We start from the raw sequence: 16763 nt of genomic DNA on the forward strand, positions 1-16763 counted from the left end.
CACGACGAACGTGGCGGCCCCCGGGCCGAACCCTGGACTCAGGACGCACTCAGCGGATCGGCGTGAAGTCCCGCGCCCCGATGAACTCCGGCCTGCGTACCGGTGCCGCGAAGGGTTCCACCGCCGCGTTCTCCACGCTGTTGAACACGATGAACACGTTGCTGCGCGGGAACGGCGTGATGTTGTCGCCGGAGCCGTGCATGCAGTTGCAGTCGAACCAGGTCGCCGAACCGGCCCGGCCGGTGAACAGCTTGATCCCGTACTGCGAGGCCATCTCCGTCAGCGCCTCGTCGGAGGGCGTGCCCGCGTCCTGCATCTGCAGGGACTTCTTGTAGTTGTCCTCGGGCGTGGCGCCGGCACAGCCCAGGAACGTCCGGTGCGAGCCCGGCATGATCATCAGGCCGCCGTTGGTGTCGTAGTTCTCGGTCAGGGCGATCGAGACGGACACCGTGCGCATGTTCGGCAGGCCGTCCTCGGCGTGCCAGGTCTCGAAGTCCGAGTGCCAGTAGAAGCCGCTGGCCCCGAACCCCGGCTTGACGTTGATCCGCGACTGGTGGACGTACACGTCCGAGCCGAGGATCTGCCGGGCCCGGCCGACCACCCGCTCGTCGTGCACCAGGTTCGCGAACACCTCGCTGATCCGGTGCACCTCGAAGACCGAGCGGATCTCCTTGGACTTCGGCTCCACGATGGAGCGTTCGTCCTCCCGGATCGCGGGGTCGTCGACCAGCCGCTCCAGCTCCCGCCGGTACACCGCGACCTCGTCGTCCGCGAGGAGCTGGTCGACGGCGAGGAAGCCGTCGCGCTCGAAGGCCTCCAGGTCGCCGGTGGCGATCGGCCCGGCCGCACCGGGCGCCGACCAGACGACGGGGTCCTTGCGGGGTACGGAGACCTCGGCCGGGCCACGGCTCGGGTACAGGTCGGTGATCGTGGTCATGGTCAGCCCTCCTCCGTCAGCAGGGGATAGACGCCGTTCTCGTCGTGGTCCTCCCGGCCGGTGACCGGCGGGTTGAACACGCAGATGCAGCGGAAGTCCTCCTTGACGCGCAGCGTGTGCCGCTCGTGTCCGTCGAGGAGGTACATGGTCCCGGGCGTGATCGTGTACGACGTCCCGGTCTCGCGGTCGGTCAGCTCGGCCTCGCCCTCGACGCAGACGACGGCCTCGATGTGGTTGGCGTACCACATCGACGTCTCCGTGCCCGCGTACAGGATCGTCTCGTGCAGCGAGAAGCCGACCCGCTCCTTGGCGAGGACGATGCGGGTGCTCTCCCAGGTACCCGACGCGGACTTCACATGGCGGTCGGTGCCTTCGAATTCCTTGAACGATCGGACGATCACGGTGGTGTACAGCCTCCTTGCTTGATCCTGGTCAGGCGGTTTCCCGGACGGCCCGGGCGAGGATGCTCAGCCCCTCGTCCAGTTCCTCCGGGGTGATGGTCAGGGCGGGCAGCAGCTTGACGACCTCGCTCTCCGGCCCCGACGTCTCGATGAGCAGACCGAGCTCGAAGGCGCGTTTCGCGATCCGCCCGGCCCGCTCCTTGTCGTGGAACTCCAGACCCCAGACCAGGCCCCGGCCCCGGTACTCGCGCACGTCGGCGAGGTTCTCCTCGACGATCGCGATGAGCCCCTGCTCGACCTGCTCGCCCTTGGTCCGGGTCTGCTTCTCCATCGCCGGGCCGTCCGCCCAGTAGGACTCCAGGGCGGCCGCCGCGGTGACGAAGGCCGGGTTGTTGCCGCGGAAGGTGCCGTTGTGCTCGCCCGGCTCCCACACGTCCAGCTCGGGCTTGAACAGGCACAGCGACATGGGCAGCCCGTACCCGCTGATCGACTTCGAGACGGTGACGATGTCGGGGACGATGCCGGCCTCCTCGAAGGAGAAGAAGGCACCGGTGCGGCCGCAGCCCATCTGGATGTCGTCGACGATCAGCAGCATGTCCTGCCGCTCGCAGAGCGCCTTCAGCTCGCGCAGCCACTCGGGCCGGGCGACGTTGATGCCGCCCTCGCCCTGCACGGTCTCCACGATCACGGCGGCGGGCTTGTTGAGCCCGGACCCCTGGTCCTCGAGAAGCCGCTCGAACCACAGGAAGTCCGGCACGGTCCCGTCGAAGTAGTTGTCGAACGGCATGGGCGTGCCGTGCACCAGCGGGATGCCCGCGCCGGCCCGCTTGAAGGCGTTACCGGTGACGGCCAGCGACCCGAGGGACATCCCGTGGAAGGCGTTGGTGAACGACACGATCGCCTCGCGCCCCTTCACCTTGCGGGCGAGTTTGAGCGCCGACTCCACGGCGTTGGTGCCCGTCGGCCCGGGGAACATGACCTTGTACGGCAGGTCACGCGGGCGCAGCACCAGGTCCTGGAAGGCCTTCAGGAACGACCGCTTGGCCGTGGTCGACATGTCGAGGCCGTGGGTGACCCCGTCCCGGTCCAGATAGTCCAGCAACGCCCGTTTCAGCACGGGGTTGTTGTGGCCGTAGTTGAGCGAGCCGGCGCCGGCGAAGAAGTCCAGGTACTCGTGTCCGTCCTCGTCGTACATGCGGCTGCCCCGGGCCCGGTCGAAGACGGTCGGCCAGCTGCGGCAGTAGCTGCGGACCTCGGACTCCAGGGTCTCGAAGACGCTCAGATCAGGCTGGGTGATGGTCACGGCGGGGCTCCTCAGTGCGATGTGGGGGTCAAGGGGCCGATGCGGTAGAGGACTTCGGGGTCGTGCGGACCGTCGGGGAACTCGTCGGCCTCGAACAGCACCGTGCGCTCCACGGTGGCGCCGTGCCGGGCGGCGTACGAGGTGAACAGCCGCTCGGAAGCGGTGTTGCCGGGGGTGATCGTGGTCTCGACGGCGCTGAGCGGGCGTTCCGCGGCCACCCGCGCCGTGAGTCCGTCGAGCAGGCGTGCGGCGACACCGCGCCCGCGCTGCGCGGCGTCCACGGCCACCTGCCAGACGAGCAGGGTGTCCGGGCGGTCCGGCCGGCTGTATCCGGTCACGAACCCGACGGGCTCGCCGTCCGCACCGCGGGCCACCGCGGAGGTGTCGGCGAAGTCCCGGCACCACAGCAGATAGCTGTACGAGGAGTTCAGATCGAGGTTTCCGGAATCCCTGGCTATTCGCCAGAGAGCGGCGCCGTCGATCACCGAAGGGCGGTCGACGATCAGGTCTGCTTGTGGGGCAGTCATGCGGATTGAATTTAGCGAGGCAAATGCAAAAATGCACGGCAGGAGGGCTCCTCGCCCGATCCCGCCGTGCCGCTATGTCCAAATATATCCTGCCACAAAACGGGCATATGGTTCGTGTTTGTGGAGTGTGTCACAGGGTTGAAACCTGGACGAAATTCCACCCGTTTAGCTCCGCAAAAACCGGGCAGAAGAACTCAGGTAACCCATCCACTGAAAAGTAATTCGGAATTGCTTTGAATTCAGGCCCCGGTAACACCGTCGACGCGCTCCACCGCCCGCCGGGCCCCCTCCGGGTCCACCGTCAGCCCCCGCTTCGCGAGTTCCGCCCCGACCGCGGCCAGGCTCGCCCGGACGGCGTCCGCCGTCGCGTCCGCCCCGTAGTGGTTGACCCGGATCATCTCCCCGGCCAGCGCACCCCCGCCCGCGGCCAGCGGCAGCGTGGCGTCACCCGCCAGGGCCCCGGCGACCAGCTCCGAGGCCACTATGCCCGGCGGCACTCGCAGGGTCGTCGCCACCGGCGCCGCGTCGGCCTCCTCGTACACGTACGGTTCCAGACCGCCGCCCAGCGCCACCGCCCCGGCCCGGGTCGCCAGCGCGGCCGTGCGGTGCCGGGCCATCACGGTCTCCGGGCCGTCCGCCTCGATCCGCGCCAGACACGCCTCCAGCGCCAGCATCTCCAGTTGGGCCGGCGCGTGCGGCAGCACCTTGCGGCCGCCGTCGAGCCAGCGCTCCTTCCAGTCCAGCAGGGAGAGGTAGGAGCGGCGCGGGGCGTTCGGGTTCGCCGCCATCCGGGCCCAGGCCCGCTCGCTCACCGACACGGCCGACACCCCGGCCGGGCCGCCCATCGCCTTCTGCGCCCCGATCACGCACAGGTCCACGCCCCAGGCGTCCGGCAGCACCGGCTCGGCGCCGACCGAGGCCACCGCGTCCAGACAGAAGAGGGCGCCCTGCTCCCGCACCGCCTCGCCGATCTCCGCGACCGGGTTGGTGTTGCCGGTCGCGGCCTCCGCGTGCACCAGGGACACGAAGTCGATCTCAGGGTGCTCGGCGAACGCCGCCCGGACCTGCGCGGCCGTCACCGCCGTGTGGAACGGCACCGCGAGGTCGATCACGGTCGCACCGCAGTCCCGCAGCCAGTTCCCGAAGGTCTGCCCGTAGGGGCCGGTGATCACGTTCAGCGCGGTCGTGCCCGGTCCGGCCGTCGCCCGGATCGCGCCTTCCAGGGGCAGCAGCGCCTCGCCCTGCATGATCACGACGTCCTGACGGGTATCCATCAGCCGGGCCACCCGGTCCTCGATCGCGGCGAAGTGCGCGGCGCTCAGCGGGGGCAGGTCGAGGAAGGGGTGGGTCACGGCGGTGCTCTCTTCGCTCACGGACGGGCAGATCAAGACGAGCGTAACGGGCGGGTGCCACCCCCCTCTGACCGGCGACTTCTCAGGCCGTTCGGCCCCATGGCCAACGGTTTGATTTGAGAGAACCAAACATCTCCTTATAATCGGAACCCGCAGAACCGGAATCCACAGCTCCATCACAGACTCACGGGAGGTCTCGTGACCACGCTCCTCGGGCGCCGCCGGGCTCGCGCCCTGGCCGCCGTCACCGCCGCGGCCGGGCTGGCCCTCGTGGCCGGCTGCACGTCGAGCGGCAACGGTTCCAGCGCCTCCAGGACCGCCGCCGGCGGGGTCGAACTCGTCAAGGCCGGTCAGCTCACCACCTGTACCCACCTGCCGTACCCGCCGTTCCAGTCGGAGATCGACGGCAAGGTGCAGGGCTTCGACGTCTCGATGGTCGACCTGGTCGCCAAGGACCTCGGCGTGAAGCAGCAGATCCTGGACACCCCCTTCGAGAACTTCAAGACCGGCGCCTTCCTCAACTCCGGCGAGTGCGACATCGCGGCGGCCGGCATGACCATCACGGCCGAACGCAAGAAGAACGTCGACTTCTCCGACCCGTACTTCGACGCCACCCAGGCCGTCCTGGTCGCCAAGGACAGCGGGATCACCTCGCTCGCCGACGCCAAGGCCAAGAAGGTGAAGCTGGGCGCCCAGGCGCAGACCACCGGCGAGGACTACGTCAAGAAGCAGGGCTTCGACCCGGTCTCCTTCGAGTCCTCCGACGCCGTCCTCAACGGCCTGCGCACCGGCCAGGTCAAGGCCGTCGTCATCGACTACCCGGTGGTCCAGGGCTGGCTCAAGGACAAGGCCAACGCGAACGCCTTCCAGCTCGCCGGCAACATCAACACCGGTGAGCAGTACGGCTTCACGGTGAAGAAGGGCAACACCAAGCTGCTCGCCGCCGTCAACAAGGCGATCTCCGACGCCAAGGCCGACGGCACGTACCAGAAGCTGTACGAGAAGTGGATCGGCCCCTACGACGCGAAGGCCGCGTCCCCGGCCGCCTCATGACCGCCGCCGGCACCGAACTCCAGCCGCGCAGGAAGGGCCTGAGCAGGCGTCGGAAGCGCAGCCTGTCACGCGGCGCGCAGTACGTCGTCTTCGTCGCCGCCGTGATCGCCTTCGCGGCCGGCGCCGACTGGGGGCGGCTGCGGAACCAGTTCGCCCAGTGGGACATCGCCCGGCAGATGTTCCCGGACGTCATCACGCTGGCCCTGAAGAACACCGTGCTCTACACCCTGTCCGGCTTCGTCGTCGGACTGGCCCTCGGCATGGTGATAGCCCTGATGCGGCTGTCGTCCGTCGGCCCCTACCGCTGGCTGGCCGGCGTCTACATCGAGATCTTCCGCGGCCTGCCCGCCCTGCTGATCTTCATCTTCATCGGGGTCGCCGTCCCGCTGGCCTTCCCCGGCACGGAGATCGTCGGCGGCACCTACGGCAAGGTGGCCCTCGCGCTCGGCCTGGTCGCCGCCGCCTACATGGCCGAGACCATCCGCGCGGGCATCCAGGCGGTCCCCAAGGGACAGCTGGAAGCGGCCCGTTCCCTCGGTTTCTCACCCGCCCGCGCCATGGTCTCGATCATCATCCCGCAGGCGTTCCGCATCATCCTCCCGCCCCTGACCAACGAGTTGGTGCTCCTCTTCAAGGACTCCTCCCTGGTCCTCTTCCTCGGGGTCACCCTGGAGGAGCGCGAACTGTCCAAGTACGGCCGCGACCTGGCCAGTACGACCGCCAATTCCACGCCGATCCTCGTCGCCGGCCTGTGCTACCTGCTGGTCACGATCCCGCTCGGCTTCGTCGTGCGCCGCATGGAGGCGAAGGCCCAGGAGGCCGTGCGATGAGCCGACCCGAGATCCAGGTGAAGGGGCTCCACAAGTCCTTCGGCGACAACGAGGTGCTGCGCGGCATCGACCTGGAGATCGGCCAGGGCGAGGTCGTGTGCGTGATCGGCCCGTCCGGCTCCGGGAAGTCGACCCTGCTGCGCTGCGTCAACCTGCTCGAGGAGCCCACCAGGGGCCAGGTGTTCGTCGGCGGCACGGAGCTGACGGACCCCGACGTCGACATCGACGCCGTACGCCGCCGCATCGGCATGGTCTTCCAGCAGTTCAACCTCTTCCCGCACCTCACGGTGACCGAGAACCTCACGCTGCCGCAGCGCCGGGTGCTCCGCCGGGACAAGGCGCAGGCCGCCCGGGTGGCCGCCGAGAACCTCGAACGCGTCGGCCTGTCCGAGAAGGCGGACGCCTACCCCGCCTCCCTCTCCGGCGGCCAGCAGCAGCGGGTGGCCATCGCCCGCTCCCTGTCGATGGGCCCCGAGGTGATGCTCTTCGACGAGCCCACCTCGGCCCTCGACCCGGAGCTGGTCGGCGACGTCCTCGCGGTCATGCGGATGCTGGCGGACGAGGGCATGACGATGATGGTCGTCACCCACGAGATGACCTTCGCCCGCGAGGTCGCCGACCGGGTCGTCTTCATGGACGGCGGGGTCGTGGTGGAGGACGGCGCCCCCGACCAGGTCATCGGCCGCCCCACGCACGCCCGTACCCGCCACTTCCTGTCCCGGCTGCTCGACCCGGCCATGGCCCAGGTGGAGGAGGAGACCTCGGAGTAGGCGGCCGGGGGCATGTTCGTGGGGGCACGGCGGCCGACTGCTGAGCCGTGTCGATGCGGGCCTGCACGTCGCCCTAGGCTGACACCCATGAGCGATCAGGCGGTGCTGCACGTGCAGGGGAGGGTCCTCGTCGGGCCCGAGGACGTCCGCGACGAACTGTGGGTGGTGGGCGGCCGCGTCTCCTACGACCGTCCCGCCGGCGCCCGTGACGTCCGGACGGTCGCGGGCTGGGCGCTGCCCGGCCTGGTCGACGCCCACTGCCATGTCGGCCTCGGCCCGCACGGCCCCGTCGACGCGGCGACCGCCGAGAAGCAGGCGCTCACCGACCGCGAGGCCGGCACCCTCCTGATCCGCGACGCCGGATCGCCCTCCGACACCCGCTGGGTCGACGACCGCGAGGACCTCCCGAAGATCATCCGGGCCGGCCGGCACATCGCCCGCACCCGCCGCTACATAAGGAACTTCGCCCACGAGATCGAACCCGGGGACCTCGTCGCACACGTCGCCCAGGAGGCCCGGCGCGGCGACGGCTGGGTCAAGCTGGTCGGTGACTGGATCGACCGCGACCTCGGCGACCTGGCCCCCAGCTGGCCCCGGGACGCCGTCGAGGCCGCGATCGCGGAGGCCCACCGGCTGGGCGCCCGGGTCACCGCGCACTGCTTCGCCGAGAACTCCCTCCAGGACCTGGTCGAGGCCGGCATCGACTGCGTCGAGCACGCCACCGGCCTGACCGACGACCTGATCCCGCTCTTCGCGTCCCGTGGCGTCGCGATCGTCCCGACCCTCGTCAACATCGCCACCTTCCCGCAGCTCGCGGCGGGCGGAGACGCCAAGTTCCCACGCTGGTCCGCCCACATGCGCCGGCTCCACGAGCGCCGCTACGACACCGTCCGCGGCGCCTACGACGCCGGCATCCCGGTGTACGTCGGCACGGACGCCGGCGGCAGCCTCGCCCACGGCCTGGTCGCGGACGAGGTCGCCGAACTCGTCACCGCCGGCATCCCGCCCCTCGACGCGCTGGCGGCGACCAGCTGGGCGGCCCGCGCCTGGCTCGGCAGGCCGGGCCTGGAGGAGGGCGCACCGGCGGACCTGGTGGTGTACGAGAGCGACCCGCGCGCTGACGTACGGGTGCTCGCGTCCCCCCGGCGGGTGGTGCTGAACGGGCAGGTCGTCGAGTAAAGGAACGGCTGTGCCCGCGGTTTCGAATGGATGCGCGGAAAGTCCACTATTGAGTGAAGTGACGCGGGATTGCCGCCCGTTCACCCACAGTGCGTAATTCTTGGCGGGTCCCGAGCAAGTTTCCTCTGGGGGTCCCACCACCTTGAACACCTTCCGTATGCCCGCACGCCGTCTCGCGACCGTCGCGGCGGCCACGGCCCTCGCCGCAGGTCCCGCGGCCCTGGCCGGCGCGGGCACCGCACACGCGACCACCGGCAAGGGCCACGCGAGCGCGGCCGTCCTGCGCACCGGCCTCGACGTCTCCCTCATCGGCCGGACCGCGCACGTCCCGCTCGCGGTCGCCCTCAACGAGGTGCAGGCACCGCGGAGCGCCGACCGCACCGCGCTGACCGCCACCCTCGACGGAGTGGACGGCGGCAGGCCGTTCCACGTCCTCGGCGCGGACGCCGCCGCCGCGAAGGCGACGGTCTCCGACGGCCGCGCCGAGGCCTCCGTCCACCTCACCCACGCCCGGCTGCACCTGCCGGGCCTGCCCCTGCTGTCCCTCGTCGAACTCGACGCGGTCACGTCCAAGGCCACCTGCGCGGCCGGCAAGCGGCCGAAGGCAGCCACCCATGTGCTCGGCGCCGTCACGGTGCTCGGCAAGCGGGTGACAGTGAGCGCGGTCGGCCCCACCGACGTCAAGGTCCCCGGCGTCGGCGAGGTCCGCCTGGACCTGGCCAGGGCGGAGACGACATCGGTCACGGCGGCGGCCAGCGCCCTCGTGCTCAAGGTCTCCGTCAACCCGCTGAAGCTGAACGTCGCGGACGTAGAGGGAACCCTGACGCTGGCGAGGGTGACGTGCGAGACGCCACCGGATGCCACGGATCCGTCCGATCCCGCGGATCCGGTGACCGACGTCAAGGTGCAGGGCGCCCCGGTGAAGGAGGCGAAGCCCACCCCGGCGAAGCAGACGAAGCTGGCGGAGACGGGCGGCGGTTCGATGACGCCGTACCTGGTGGGAGGCGCACTGGCCCTGGTCGCCGCGGGTGGAGGAGCGGTGGCTCTGGTCCGACACCGCCGCTGACACCCCGTCTTCAGGGGCGCGGGGAACTGCGCGACCAGCCACACACGACCCGCAGCCGCGAGCCGGCCCGCAGTTCCCCTCAGGCGCGTATCAACACCAGCGCCTGATCGAACGCCTGCAGGAACCGGTTCACCACCACCCGGTCCCGCACGGCGATCCGCACCCACTCCTCGTCCAGCCCGGGAAACGTGTCCCCGCGCCGCACGGCGAACCCCAGCGTCCGCAGTTGCCGGCGCACATCGGCAGCCCCCCGCATCCGCACGAGCACGAACGGTCCCTCCGCGGGCCCGGCCACCCGTACCCCCTCCGGCGCGAACTCCTCGAGCCCCGCCACCAGATGGGCCCGGTCGGCCGCGATCCGGTGCGCCGCGTGCGCCGCCTCCGCCAGCGCGCGCGGCGCCACACACGCCTCGGCCGCCGCCAGCGCCGGCGTCGACACCGGCCACAACGGCTGGGCCCGCGCCAACTCGGCGACGACCTCCGGCGCGGCCAGCACGTAGCCGATCCGCAGCCCGGCCAGCCCCCACGTCTTCGTCAGGCTCCGCAGCACCACCAGGCCCGGCACGTCGGTCCGGCCGGCCAGCGCCTCCCGCTCGCCCGGCACCGCGTCCATGAACGCCTCGTCCACCACCAGCGTCCGACCGGGCCTGGCCAGCCGCACGATCGCCTCGGCCGGATGCAGCACCGACGTGGGATTCGTGGGGTTGCCGATCAGCACCAGGTCGGCGTCCTCCGGCACCAGCGCCGGATCCAGCCGGAAGCCGTCCGCCGCCCGCAGCAGCACCCGGTCCACGGTGTGCCCGGCGTCCCGCAGCGCCGCCTCCGGCTCGGTGAACTGCGGATGCACCACCACCGGCCGCCGCACCTTCAGCGCCCGCGCCAGCAGCACGAACGCCTCCGCCGCGCCCGCCGTCAGCAGGACCCGTTCCACCGGCAGCCCGTGCCGCTCCGCCACCGCGGCCCGCGCCCGCCGCCCGTCGGGATAGGCGGCGAGCGCGTCCAGCGACCCGGCGATCCGCTCCCGCAGCCAGACCGGGGGAGTGCCGGCGCGCACGTTGACGGCGAGGTCGACGAGGGCGGAACCGTCGTCGCGGACCTCGGCGTCGCCGTGGTGGCGCAGGTCGTGGCCGCCTCTGGAACCTTCCTCAGTGCGCATGGGCATGCCCGTCATGGTGATGGTGGTGCCCCTGGCCGTGATGATGGCCTTCGTCGTCCGGGTGGAAGTGCGGCTGCTGCGGCAGGCCCACCTTGTCCTCGAATCCGGGCAGCGCGATCCGGTACACGCACGAGTCGCAGTTCATCCGCAGATCACCCTTGACCGCCTCCCGGTACCGCTCCATCACCAGGTCGAGCAGCTCCGGCTCGGGCCCGATGACGTCCGCCGAACGCACCTCGACCTCCGGGTGCGCGGCCGCCCAGCCCTCGGTCTGCTGCCGCACCCGGTCCGGCAGGATCCCGGTGAACAGAAAGTACGGCAGGACCACGATCCGGCGCGCCCCCAGTTTCAGACACCGGTCGAGCCCGCTCGGCACGTCCGGCGCGGCCAGCGACACGAACGCCGTCTCCACCCCGGCGTACCCGCGGCCCTCCCACAGCAGCCGGGCCGCCTTGTGCACCTCGGCGTTGGCGTCGGGGTCGGTGGAACCCCGGCCCACCAGCAGCACGGTCACGTCGGCGCGGTCCTCGACCGCCCGTGCGGAACCGCCCAGCGCCTCGTCCAGGCGCCGCTCCAGCACGGCCAGCAGTGAGGGGTGCGGGCCCAGCGGACGCCCGTACGTGTACGAGATCCCCGGGTGCCGTTCCTTCTCCCGGGCCAGCGCGGCCGGGATGTCACCCTTGGCGTGCCCGGCGGAGACCAGCATCAGCGGCACCGCGGCGAACCGGCGCACCCCCTGCTCCACCAACTCGGTGACGGCATCGCCCAACGGCGGCGGGGACAGCTCGATGAAGCCGCCGGCGACGGGCAGTTCGGGGTGGCGGCGGCCCAGCTCCCGTACGAAGTCACGGAACGCCTCGGCCCCGGCGTCGTCCCGGGTGCCATGGCCGGCGATGAGCAGGGCGGGCGGGGTGGTCACAGGGTCTCCTCGGAAGTGGGGTGGTACAGCAGGGCGTTGAGCGCGGCGGCGGCGACCGCCGAGCCGCCCTTCTCGGACACGTTGCTGACGGCGGGCAGTCCGCTCGCCCGCAACGCGGCCTTGGACTCGGCGGCGCCGACGAAACCGACGGGCAGCCCGATGACGAGCGCGGGGGAGGCGTCCAGCGTCAGCAGCTCCTCCAGGGCGGTCGGCGCGCAGCCGATCACCCAGAGGGCGCCGGGGCCGACCTGTTCGTACGCGAGACGGACCGCGTGCGCCGAACGGGTCAGGCCCGGGCCGGACTCGGCGTCCCTCAGCCGGCACACGGTCTCCCGGCGGGTGATCCCGGCCGCGACCATCTCCACGTCCACGACGACCGGCGCCCCGGCGTGCAGCGCGGCATGCGCCTTCACCAGGTCGGCCTCGTCGGTCACGAGATCGGTGGCGTACTCCAGGTCCGCGGCGGAGTGGATGACCCGCTCCACCACGGCCCGGGTCAGCGGCGGGAGGTGCGAGGTGTCCAGGCGGGACCGCAGCCGCCGGAAGGACTCCTGCTCGATGGGGTGGACCACACGGTTCACTCGGCGCCCTCCTCGGACGTCTGCCAGCGGTAGCCGCGCGGGGTGACCATGCGCCCGGCGACGTTCCGGGTGGCCGTGTTGCCCACGGTCACGACCGTCATCATGTCGACCCACGCCGGGTCGAGACCGCCCAGGGTGGTCAGCCGGCTCGACTCGTCGGCCCGCGAGGCGTTGCGTACGACACCCACGGGCGTCGTCGGCGCGCGGTGCTCGGCGAGGATCGCGAGCGCCTTGGGCAGCTGCCAGTCCCGGCCACGGGAACGCGGGTTGTAGAACGTCACCACGAGGTCCGCCTCGGCCGCCGCGCGCACCCGGCGCTCGATGACCTCCCACGGCGTGTGCAGGTCGGAGAGGCTGATCGAGACATGGTCGTGGCCGAGCGGCGCGCCGAGGATCGCCCCGGCCGCGAGCGCCGCGGTGACACCGGGGACACCGATCACGTCGATGTCGTCGGAGGCCTCGGCGAGCGCGGGGGAGGCCATGGCGTACACCCCGGCGTCCCCGCTGCCGATCAGCGCGACGGCCTGCCCGGCCCGCGCCTCGGCGACCGCCGTCCGCGCCCGCTCCTCCTCGGCCCCGAGCCCCGACTCCAGGATCCGGGTCCCGGGCCGCAGCAGGTCCCGGATCTGGTCCACGTACTGGTCGAGGCCGACCAGCACGGCGGCGCGCCGCAGTTCGTCCTTGGCGCGCGGGGTGAGCAGGTCGCGGGCGCCGGGACCGAGCCCGACCACCGCGAGCCGGCCGCGCGCGGGCCGTCGTACGACCGCGCAGGTCGCCATCGCGGGCTGTCCGCCGGACTTCCGCTTGGGGACGAGGAGTTCGCCGCCGCGGGCCAGTGCGGCGGCCTCCGCGACGGAGGGCGTGCCGACGGCGGCGAGCGGCGCCGCGGACGGGTTGGGCACCTCCACCGCGGCCAGCTCCGCCGCGGAGTACGTCACCAGGGGCACCCCGAACCGGGCGGCGGCCGCCACGATCCCGGGCTCTCCGGCCTTGGCGTCGACGGTGGCGAGTTCGGCGACGCTGCGCGGGGACAGTCCCGCGTCCCGCAGGGCGTCCTCGACCAGTGCGTACACCTCGTCGGCCGGGGCCCCCTTGGAGGCGCCGACCCCGACGACGAGGGACGGCGGGCGCAACAGCACCTCGTGCTCGCCGGGTTCGACCGCGCGGTCGGTCAGCCGCACGGCGTAGGCGCCCTCGGCCGCCAGCGGCAGCGGGGGCAGCGGCCACGGGAACTCGGCGCGCAGCGCCACCGGTTCACCGTCCAGCAGAGCCCGCGACACGGTGGCCACCGAGCCCTCGACCGGGAAGCCGAGGGTGTCGAGCCCGGGCAGCCCGACGGCGTCGGTCGCGGTGGTCACCACCGGCTGCGCGGCCAGCACCTCGGCCACCTCACGGGCGAGGCCGTTCGCCCCGCCGCCGTGCCCGCCGACCAGCGACACCGCGAACCGGCCGCCCTCGTCGACACACACCACACCGGGGTCGGTGGCCTTCTCGCCCAGCAGCGGGGCGATCAGCCGCACCACCGCACCGGTGGCCAGGAAACACACCAGCTGCTCGCACTCCGCGAACGCGGACCGCACGGCGTCCCCGACCGGGCCGGCGTACACCCGCGTACGGTCCGGCCAGGCCGCGGCCAGCCGGTCGCGTGCCGCCGCCCCCGCCGCGGTGGCGGAAATCAGGCCGATCACTGAGCAACTCCTTCTTCGGAAGAGGGGGTTCGCGTCCCCCACAGCAGGAACACGGGGTTGGTGGCCGCCAGCCGGGTCACCTCACCCGGCAGCGGCGCGAGGCGGGAGGACTGCAACAGCACCCCGTCGCAGGAGAACCCGGCACCGGTGAGTGCCGCGCGGGCCGCCGGCACCCGGTCCAGGGCGGCCATCGCGACCACCACCGTCCGCCGGGCCCGCACCGCGCACGCGGTGACGACGGCGGGCAGCTCGGCCCCGCCCCCGCCGACGAACACGGCGTCCGGATCCGGCAGTCCGTCCAGCAGCCCGGGCGCCGAGCCGTGCCGCACGTCCACGTACACGCCGTGCGCCCGTGCGTTGGCGGCGATCCGCGCCACCCCGTCCGCCGTCTTCTCCACGGCGACGGCGGCGGCACCGAGCCGCGCGCACTCCACGGCCACGGACCCGGAGCCCGCGCCGACGTCCCAGACCAGGTCGCCGAGCCGGGGCCCGAGCCGGGCCAGCGCCAGCGCCCGTACCTCGAACTTGGTGATCATCGAGTCGCGGTGCGCGAACTCGCCCTCGTCCAGGGCCCATCCGGCGGGCCCGGCCGGAGCCCCGGCCACCGTACGGACCCCACCGAGCACCCGTGTCTCGTCGAGGCACAGCACCACGCTGACGTCGGCCCCCCAGTCACGGCCGGCGGCCTCGGCGGGCGTGACCCGCTCCACCCGTTCCCGTGCCGGATCGCCGAGCGCGCTCGCCACGACGAGGACCCGCGGGCCGGACGACGGGGATCCGGCCGGGTCCTCGGCGGGGCCGGCCGCGGACGAGTCGTCCCGCGCGCGGGACGTGTGGGCCGTCGCTCCCGGCGGTGTGCCGAAGGCGTGCCGCAGGGCGGCTCCCAGTTCCGCCGGGCCCGCGCCCGGTCCCGTCAGCACCGCCACCTTCGGGTGGGCGCGGCAGACGTTGACCGCCGCGCGCGGGTCCCGGCCGTGCGCGCTCACCACCACCGCGTCGTCCCAGGGCAGTCCCACCCGCGCGAAGGCGGCGGCGACGGACGACACCCCGGCCCGCACCTCCAGCCGGTCCGTCCCGAACCGCTCCGCCAGGACCCGCACGATGCCGAAGAACCCGGGGTCGCCTGAGGCCAGCACGAGTACCCGGCTCTCCTTGTCCAGATGCCGCTCGATGACGTCGAGGGCCGGCGCGAGCGGGCCGAGCACGACCCGCTCGGCCCCCTCCGGCAGCCGTACCGCGTCCAGGTGCCGGCGCCCGCCGACGACCAGCCCGGCACCGGCCGCCACGTCCGGGGGAAGGGGCGTCCCCGTCCCCGTGCCGACGACCGTGATCACGTGCTCGCCCCCCGTTCCCGCAGCGCCCGGCGGGCCTCCGGGTCGGCCTTGCGGAAGCCGTGGAAGTGGCCGGGGTGGTAGAGGTGCGAGCGGGTGCCGTGCGCGTCCAGGGCCGGGCCGACCAGGAAGAGGGTGTGCTTCCAGAGCTTGTGCTCCTTGACCGTCTCCTCCAGCGTCTCGATCGTGCACCGCACGACCAGCTCCTCCGGCCAGGTCGCCTGGTAGGCGACGACGACCGGTGTCGACGTCGGGTAGCCGCCCTCCAGCAGCTCCCGCACCAGCTGCCCGCTGCGCGCCGCGGACAGGAAGATCGCCATGGTGGTGCCGTGGCGGGCGAACTCCCGTACCTCCTCGCCCGGGGGCATCGGGGTCTTGCCGCCGCCGAGCCGGGTGAGCACGACGGACTGCGCGACCTCGGGGATGGTCAGCTCGCGCTGGGCGAGCGCGGCCACGGCCGAGAAGGAGGAGACGCCCGGCACGATCTCGACCTCGACGCCGAGGCCGGCGCACCGGTCGACCTGCTCCTGGGTGCCGCCCCAGAGGGCGGGGTCCCCGGAGTGGATCCGGGCGACCCGCAGCCCGTCGGCCCGGGCCCGCTCGTACACGGCGACGACGTCCTCCAGGGACATCGTCGCCGAGTCGAGGATCTCCGCGTCCTCGCGGGCGTGCCGCAGGACCTCCGCCTGGACCAGGCTCGCGGCCCAGATCACCACGTCGGCCTCGGCGATCGCGCGGGCGGCCCGGAACGTCAGCAGATCGGCGGCGCCGGGGCCGGCACCGACGAAGGTCACCTTGCCGGCGGGAGTGTCGCCGGAGACAGTGGCGGAGGCGGCGGCATCGGCCATGGAAATTCGGTCCTCTCTGGACAAAAGGTGTTACTGGTGCTGCTGGATGTGCGCTGGGGCCGGTTGATCGGATAGCAAGGGCACATGGCGGTCTTCGTCGCGCTCGGCGCGTTCCTGATGACGCTGGCCGGCGGCTGGACGGCACAGCGCGTGACCGACCGTCGTCACCTGGTCCTGGGCCTGGCCGGCGGTCTGATGCTCGGGGTGGTCGGCCTCGACCTGCTGCCGGAGGCGCTGCGCGCGGCCGGCCGTGACGTCTTCGGCGTACCGGCCGCGCTGCTCCTGTTCGTGGCCGGTTTCCTGCTGGCCCATCTGGTGGAACGCACGCTCGCCGCCCGCCAGGCCGCCCACGGCGGCGACGAGCACGACCACCACCGGGCGCCCGAGGTGGGCCTCACGGCGGCCGGCGCGATGGTCGGCCACAGCGCGATGGACGGCGTGGCGATCGGCGCGGCCTTCCAGGTGGGCGGCGGCATGGGCGCGGCGGTGGCGCTGGCGGTGATCGCGCACGACTTCGCCGACGGCTTCAACACGTTCACCATCACGAGCCTCTACGGCAACGCGCGCCGCCGGGCGATAGGCATGCTGATCGCGGACGCCTGCGCACCCGTCCTGGGTGCCGTGTCCACGGTCTTCGTCACCGTCCCCGAGACCGTGCTCGGCGGCTATCTCGGCCTCTTCGGCGGCGTCCTGCTCTATCTGGCCGCCGCCGAGATCCTGCCCGAGGCCCACCACGAGCACCCGGCACGCTCGACGCTGCTGTGCACGGTGGCGGGCGCCGCCTTCATCTGGCTGGTGGTGGGCATCTCCGGCTGACGCCCC

Annotated in this window: 17 protein-coding genes; 6 read left to right on the plus strand and 11 right to left on the minus strand. The window is 72.4% G+C overall.

All coding sequences use genetic code 11. The features are described 5' to 3' along the window. Window positions 1-49 precede the first annotated feature (49 nt). The 5 genes from thpD to MB828_RS44220 all read right to left on the minus strand — a co-directional run bounded on the left by thpD (window position 50) and on the right by MB828_RS44220 (window position 4520). A complete protein-coding gene (gene thpD / locus MB828_RS44200) occupies window positions 50-937 on the minus strand; it encodes an ectoine hydroxylase (protein WP_301653092.1) in 888 nt (295 codons plus the stop codon). A gap of 2 nt (window positions 938-939) precedes the next feature. Further along, complete coding sequence (locus tag MB828_RS44205) at window positions 940-1338, minus strand: ectoine synthase (RefSeq protein ID WP_046727928.1); 399 nt, start codon at window positions 1336-1338, stop codon at window positions 940-942. Between the two features lie 31 nt (window positions 1339-1369). Next, window positions 1370-2641 carry a diaminobutyrate--2-oxoglutarate transaminase gene (gene ectB, locus MB828_RS44210; RefSeq protein ID WP_301653093.1) on the minus strand — a complete coding sequence of 424 codons (1272 nt, stop codon included), beginning with the start codon at window positions 2639-2641 and terminating at the stop codon, window positions 1370-1372. Between the two features lie 11 nt (window positions 2642-2652). After that, the gene (gene ectA / locus MB828_RS44215; protein WP_133026944.1) at window positions 2653-3168 is read right to left on the minus strand and encodes a diaminobutyrate acetyltransferase; all 516 of its coding nucleotides are present in this window, start codon (window positions 3166-3168) and stop codon (window positions 2653-2655) included. 239 nt (window positions 3169-3407) lie between these two features. Further along, window positions 3408-4520, minus strand: a complete 1113-nt coding sequence (locus tag MB828_RS44220; protein ID WP_301653110.1) for a pyridoxal-phosphate-dependent aminotransferase family protein — start codon at window positions 4518-4520, stop codon at window positions 3408-3410. Between the two features lie 198 nt (window positions 4521-4718). Here MB828_RS44220 and MB828_RS44225 point away from each other — a divergent pair, with 198 nt between their 5' ends. The 5 genes from MB828_RS44225 (at window position 4719) to MB828_RS44245 (ending at window position 9418) form a co-directional block, all read left to right on the plus strand. Continuing rightward, window positions 4719-5573, plus strand: a complete 855-nt coding sequence (locus MB828_RS44225; RefSeq protein ID WP_301653094.1) for a transporter substrate-binding domain-containing protein — start codon at window positions 4719-4721, stop codon at window positions 5571-5573. Next, window positions 5570-6403 carry an amino acid ABC transporter permease gene (locus MB828_RS44230; protein WP_133026942.1) on the plus strand — a complete coding sequence of 278 codons (834 nt, stop codon included), beginning with the start codon at window positions 5570-5572 and terminating at the stop codon, window positions 6401-6403. Before MB828_RS44225 ends, MB828_RS44230 begins: the two co-directional genes overlap by 4 nt. Then, complete coding sequence (locus tag MB828_RS44235) at window positions 6400-7173, plus strand: amino acid ABC transporter ATP-binding protein (protein WP_301653095.1); 774 nt, start codon at window positions 6400-6402, stop codon at window positions 7171-7173. Before MB828_RS44230 ends, MB828_RS44235 begins: the two co-directional genes overlap by 4 nt. Before the next feature lie 87 nt (window positions 7174-7260). Then, on the plus strand, window positions 7261-8352 hold the full coding sequence (locus tag MB828_RS44240; RefSeq protein WP_133026940.1) for an amidohydrolase family protein: 1092 nt from the start codon (window positions 7261-7263) through the stop codon (window positions 8350-8352). A gap of 157 nt (window positions 8353-8509) precedes the next feature. After that, window positions 8510-9418 carry an SCO1860 family LAETG-anchored protein gene (locus tag MB828_RS44245; protein ID WP_301653096.1) on the plus strand — a complete coding sequence of 303 codons (909 nt, stop codon included), beginning with the start codon at window positions 8510-8512 and terminating at the stop codon, window positions 9416-9418. Window positions 9419-9497: 79 nt separating this feature from the next. On the opposite strand, the gene cobC is transcribed toward MB828_RS44245, so the two are convergent. The 6 genes from cobC to cobM are packed head-to-tail and all read right to left on the minus strand — an operon-like array spanning window position 9498 to window position 15941. Then, the gene (gene cobC, locus MB828_RS44250) at window positions 9498-10589 is read right to left on the minus strand and encodes an Rv2231c family pyridoxal phosphate-dependent protein CobC (protein WP_133026938.1); all 1092 of its coding nucleotides are present in this window, start codon (window positions 10587-10589) and stop codon (window positions 9498-9500) included. Further along, window positions 10564-11493, minus strand: a complete 930-nt coding sequence (locus MB828_RS44255) for a sirohydrochlorin chelatase (protein WP_133026937.1) — start codon at window positions 11491-11493, stop codon at window positions 10564-10566. Before MB828_RS44255 ends, cobC begins: the two co-directional genes overlap by 26 nt. Beyond that, a complete protein-coding gene (locus MB828_RS44260) occupies window positions 11490-12074 on the minus strand; it encodes a precorrin-8X methylmutase (RefSeq protein WP_301653097.1) in 585 nt (194 codons plus the stop codon). Before MB828_RS44260 ends, MB828_RS44255 begins: the two co-directional genes overlap by 4 nt. Then, window positions 12071-13762, minus strand: a complete 1692-nt coding sequence (gene cobJ, locus MB828_RS44265; protein ID WP_301653098.1) for a precorrin-3B C(17)-methyltransferase — start codon at window positions 13760-13762, stop codon at window positions 12071-12073. The genes MB828_RS44260 and cobJ overlap by 4 nt, the downstream gene beginning before the upstream one ends. After that, window positions 13759-15096 (minus strand): precorrin-6y C5,15-methyltransferase (decarboxylating) subunit CbiE, encoded by a 1338-nt coding sequence (gene cbiE, locus MB828_RS44270; RefSeq protein ID WP_301653099.1) that lies wholly within the window; start codon window positions 15094-15096, stop codon window positions 13759-13761. Before cbiE ends, cobJ begins: the two co-directional genes overlap by 4 nt. Then, entirely contained in the window at window positions 15093-15941 is an 849-nt protein-coding gene (cobM, locus tag MB828_RS44275; RefSeq protein ID WP_301653100.1) for a precorrin-4 C(11)-methyltransferase, read from the minus strand. Before cobM ends, cbiE begins: the two co-directional genes overlap by 4 nt. An 84-nt stretch (window positions 15942-16025) precedes the next feature. On the opposite strand from cobM, the gene MB828_RS44280 reads away from it, so the two are divergent. Beyond that, window positions 16026-16757, plus strand: a complete 732-nt coding sequence (locus MB828_RS44280; RefSeq protein ID WP_133026932.1) for a ZIP family metal transporter — start codon at window positions 16026-16028, stop codon at window positions 16755-16757. The last annotated feature ends 6 nt before the right edge of the window (window positions 16758-16763 follow it).

Source organism: Streptomyces arenae (assembly GCF_022343545.1).
Classification (GTDB): Bacteria; Actinomycetota; Actinomycetes; order Streptomycetales; family Streptomycetaceae; genus Streptomyces; species Streptomyces humi.

Bases quoted from the DNA above. Each gene is read 5' to 3' on its own strand.
- thpD (WP_301653092.1), bottom strand. From the start codon at position 937: ATGACCACGATCACCGACCTGTACCCGAGCCGTGGCCCGGCCGAGGTC.
- ectA (WP_133026944.1), bottom strand. From the start codon at position 3,168: ATGACTGCCCCACAAGCAGACCTGATCGTCGACCGCCCTTCGGTGATC.
- MB828_RS44230 (WP_133026942.1), top strand. From the start codon at position 5,570: ATGACCGCCGCCGGCACCGAACTCCAGCCGCGCAGGAAGGGCCTGAGC.
- MB828_RS44235 (WP_301653095.1), top strand. From the start codon at position 6,400: ATGAGCCGACCCGAGATCCAGGTGAAGGGGCTCCACAAGTCCTTCGGC.
- MB828_RS44240 (WP_133026940.1), top strand. From the start codon at position 7,261: ATGAGCGATCAGGCGGTGCTGCACGTGCAGGGGAGGGTCCTCGTCGGG.
- MB828_RS44245 (WP_301653096.1), top strand. From the start codon at position 8,510: ATGCCCGCACGCCGTCTCGCGACCGTCGCGGCGGCCACGGCCCTCGCC.
- cobC (WP_133026938.1), bottom strand. From the start codon at position 10,589: ATGACGGGCATGCCCATGCGCACTGAGGAAGGTTCCAGAGGCGGCCAC.
- cobM (WP_301653100.1), bottom strand. From the start codon at position 15,941: ATGGCCGATGCCGCCGCCTCCGCCACTGTCTCCGGCGACACTCCCGCC.
- MB828_RS44280 (WP_133026932.1), top strand. From the start codon at position 16,026: ATGGCGGTCTTCGTCGCGCTCGGCGCGTTCCTGATGACGCTGGCCGGC.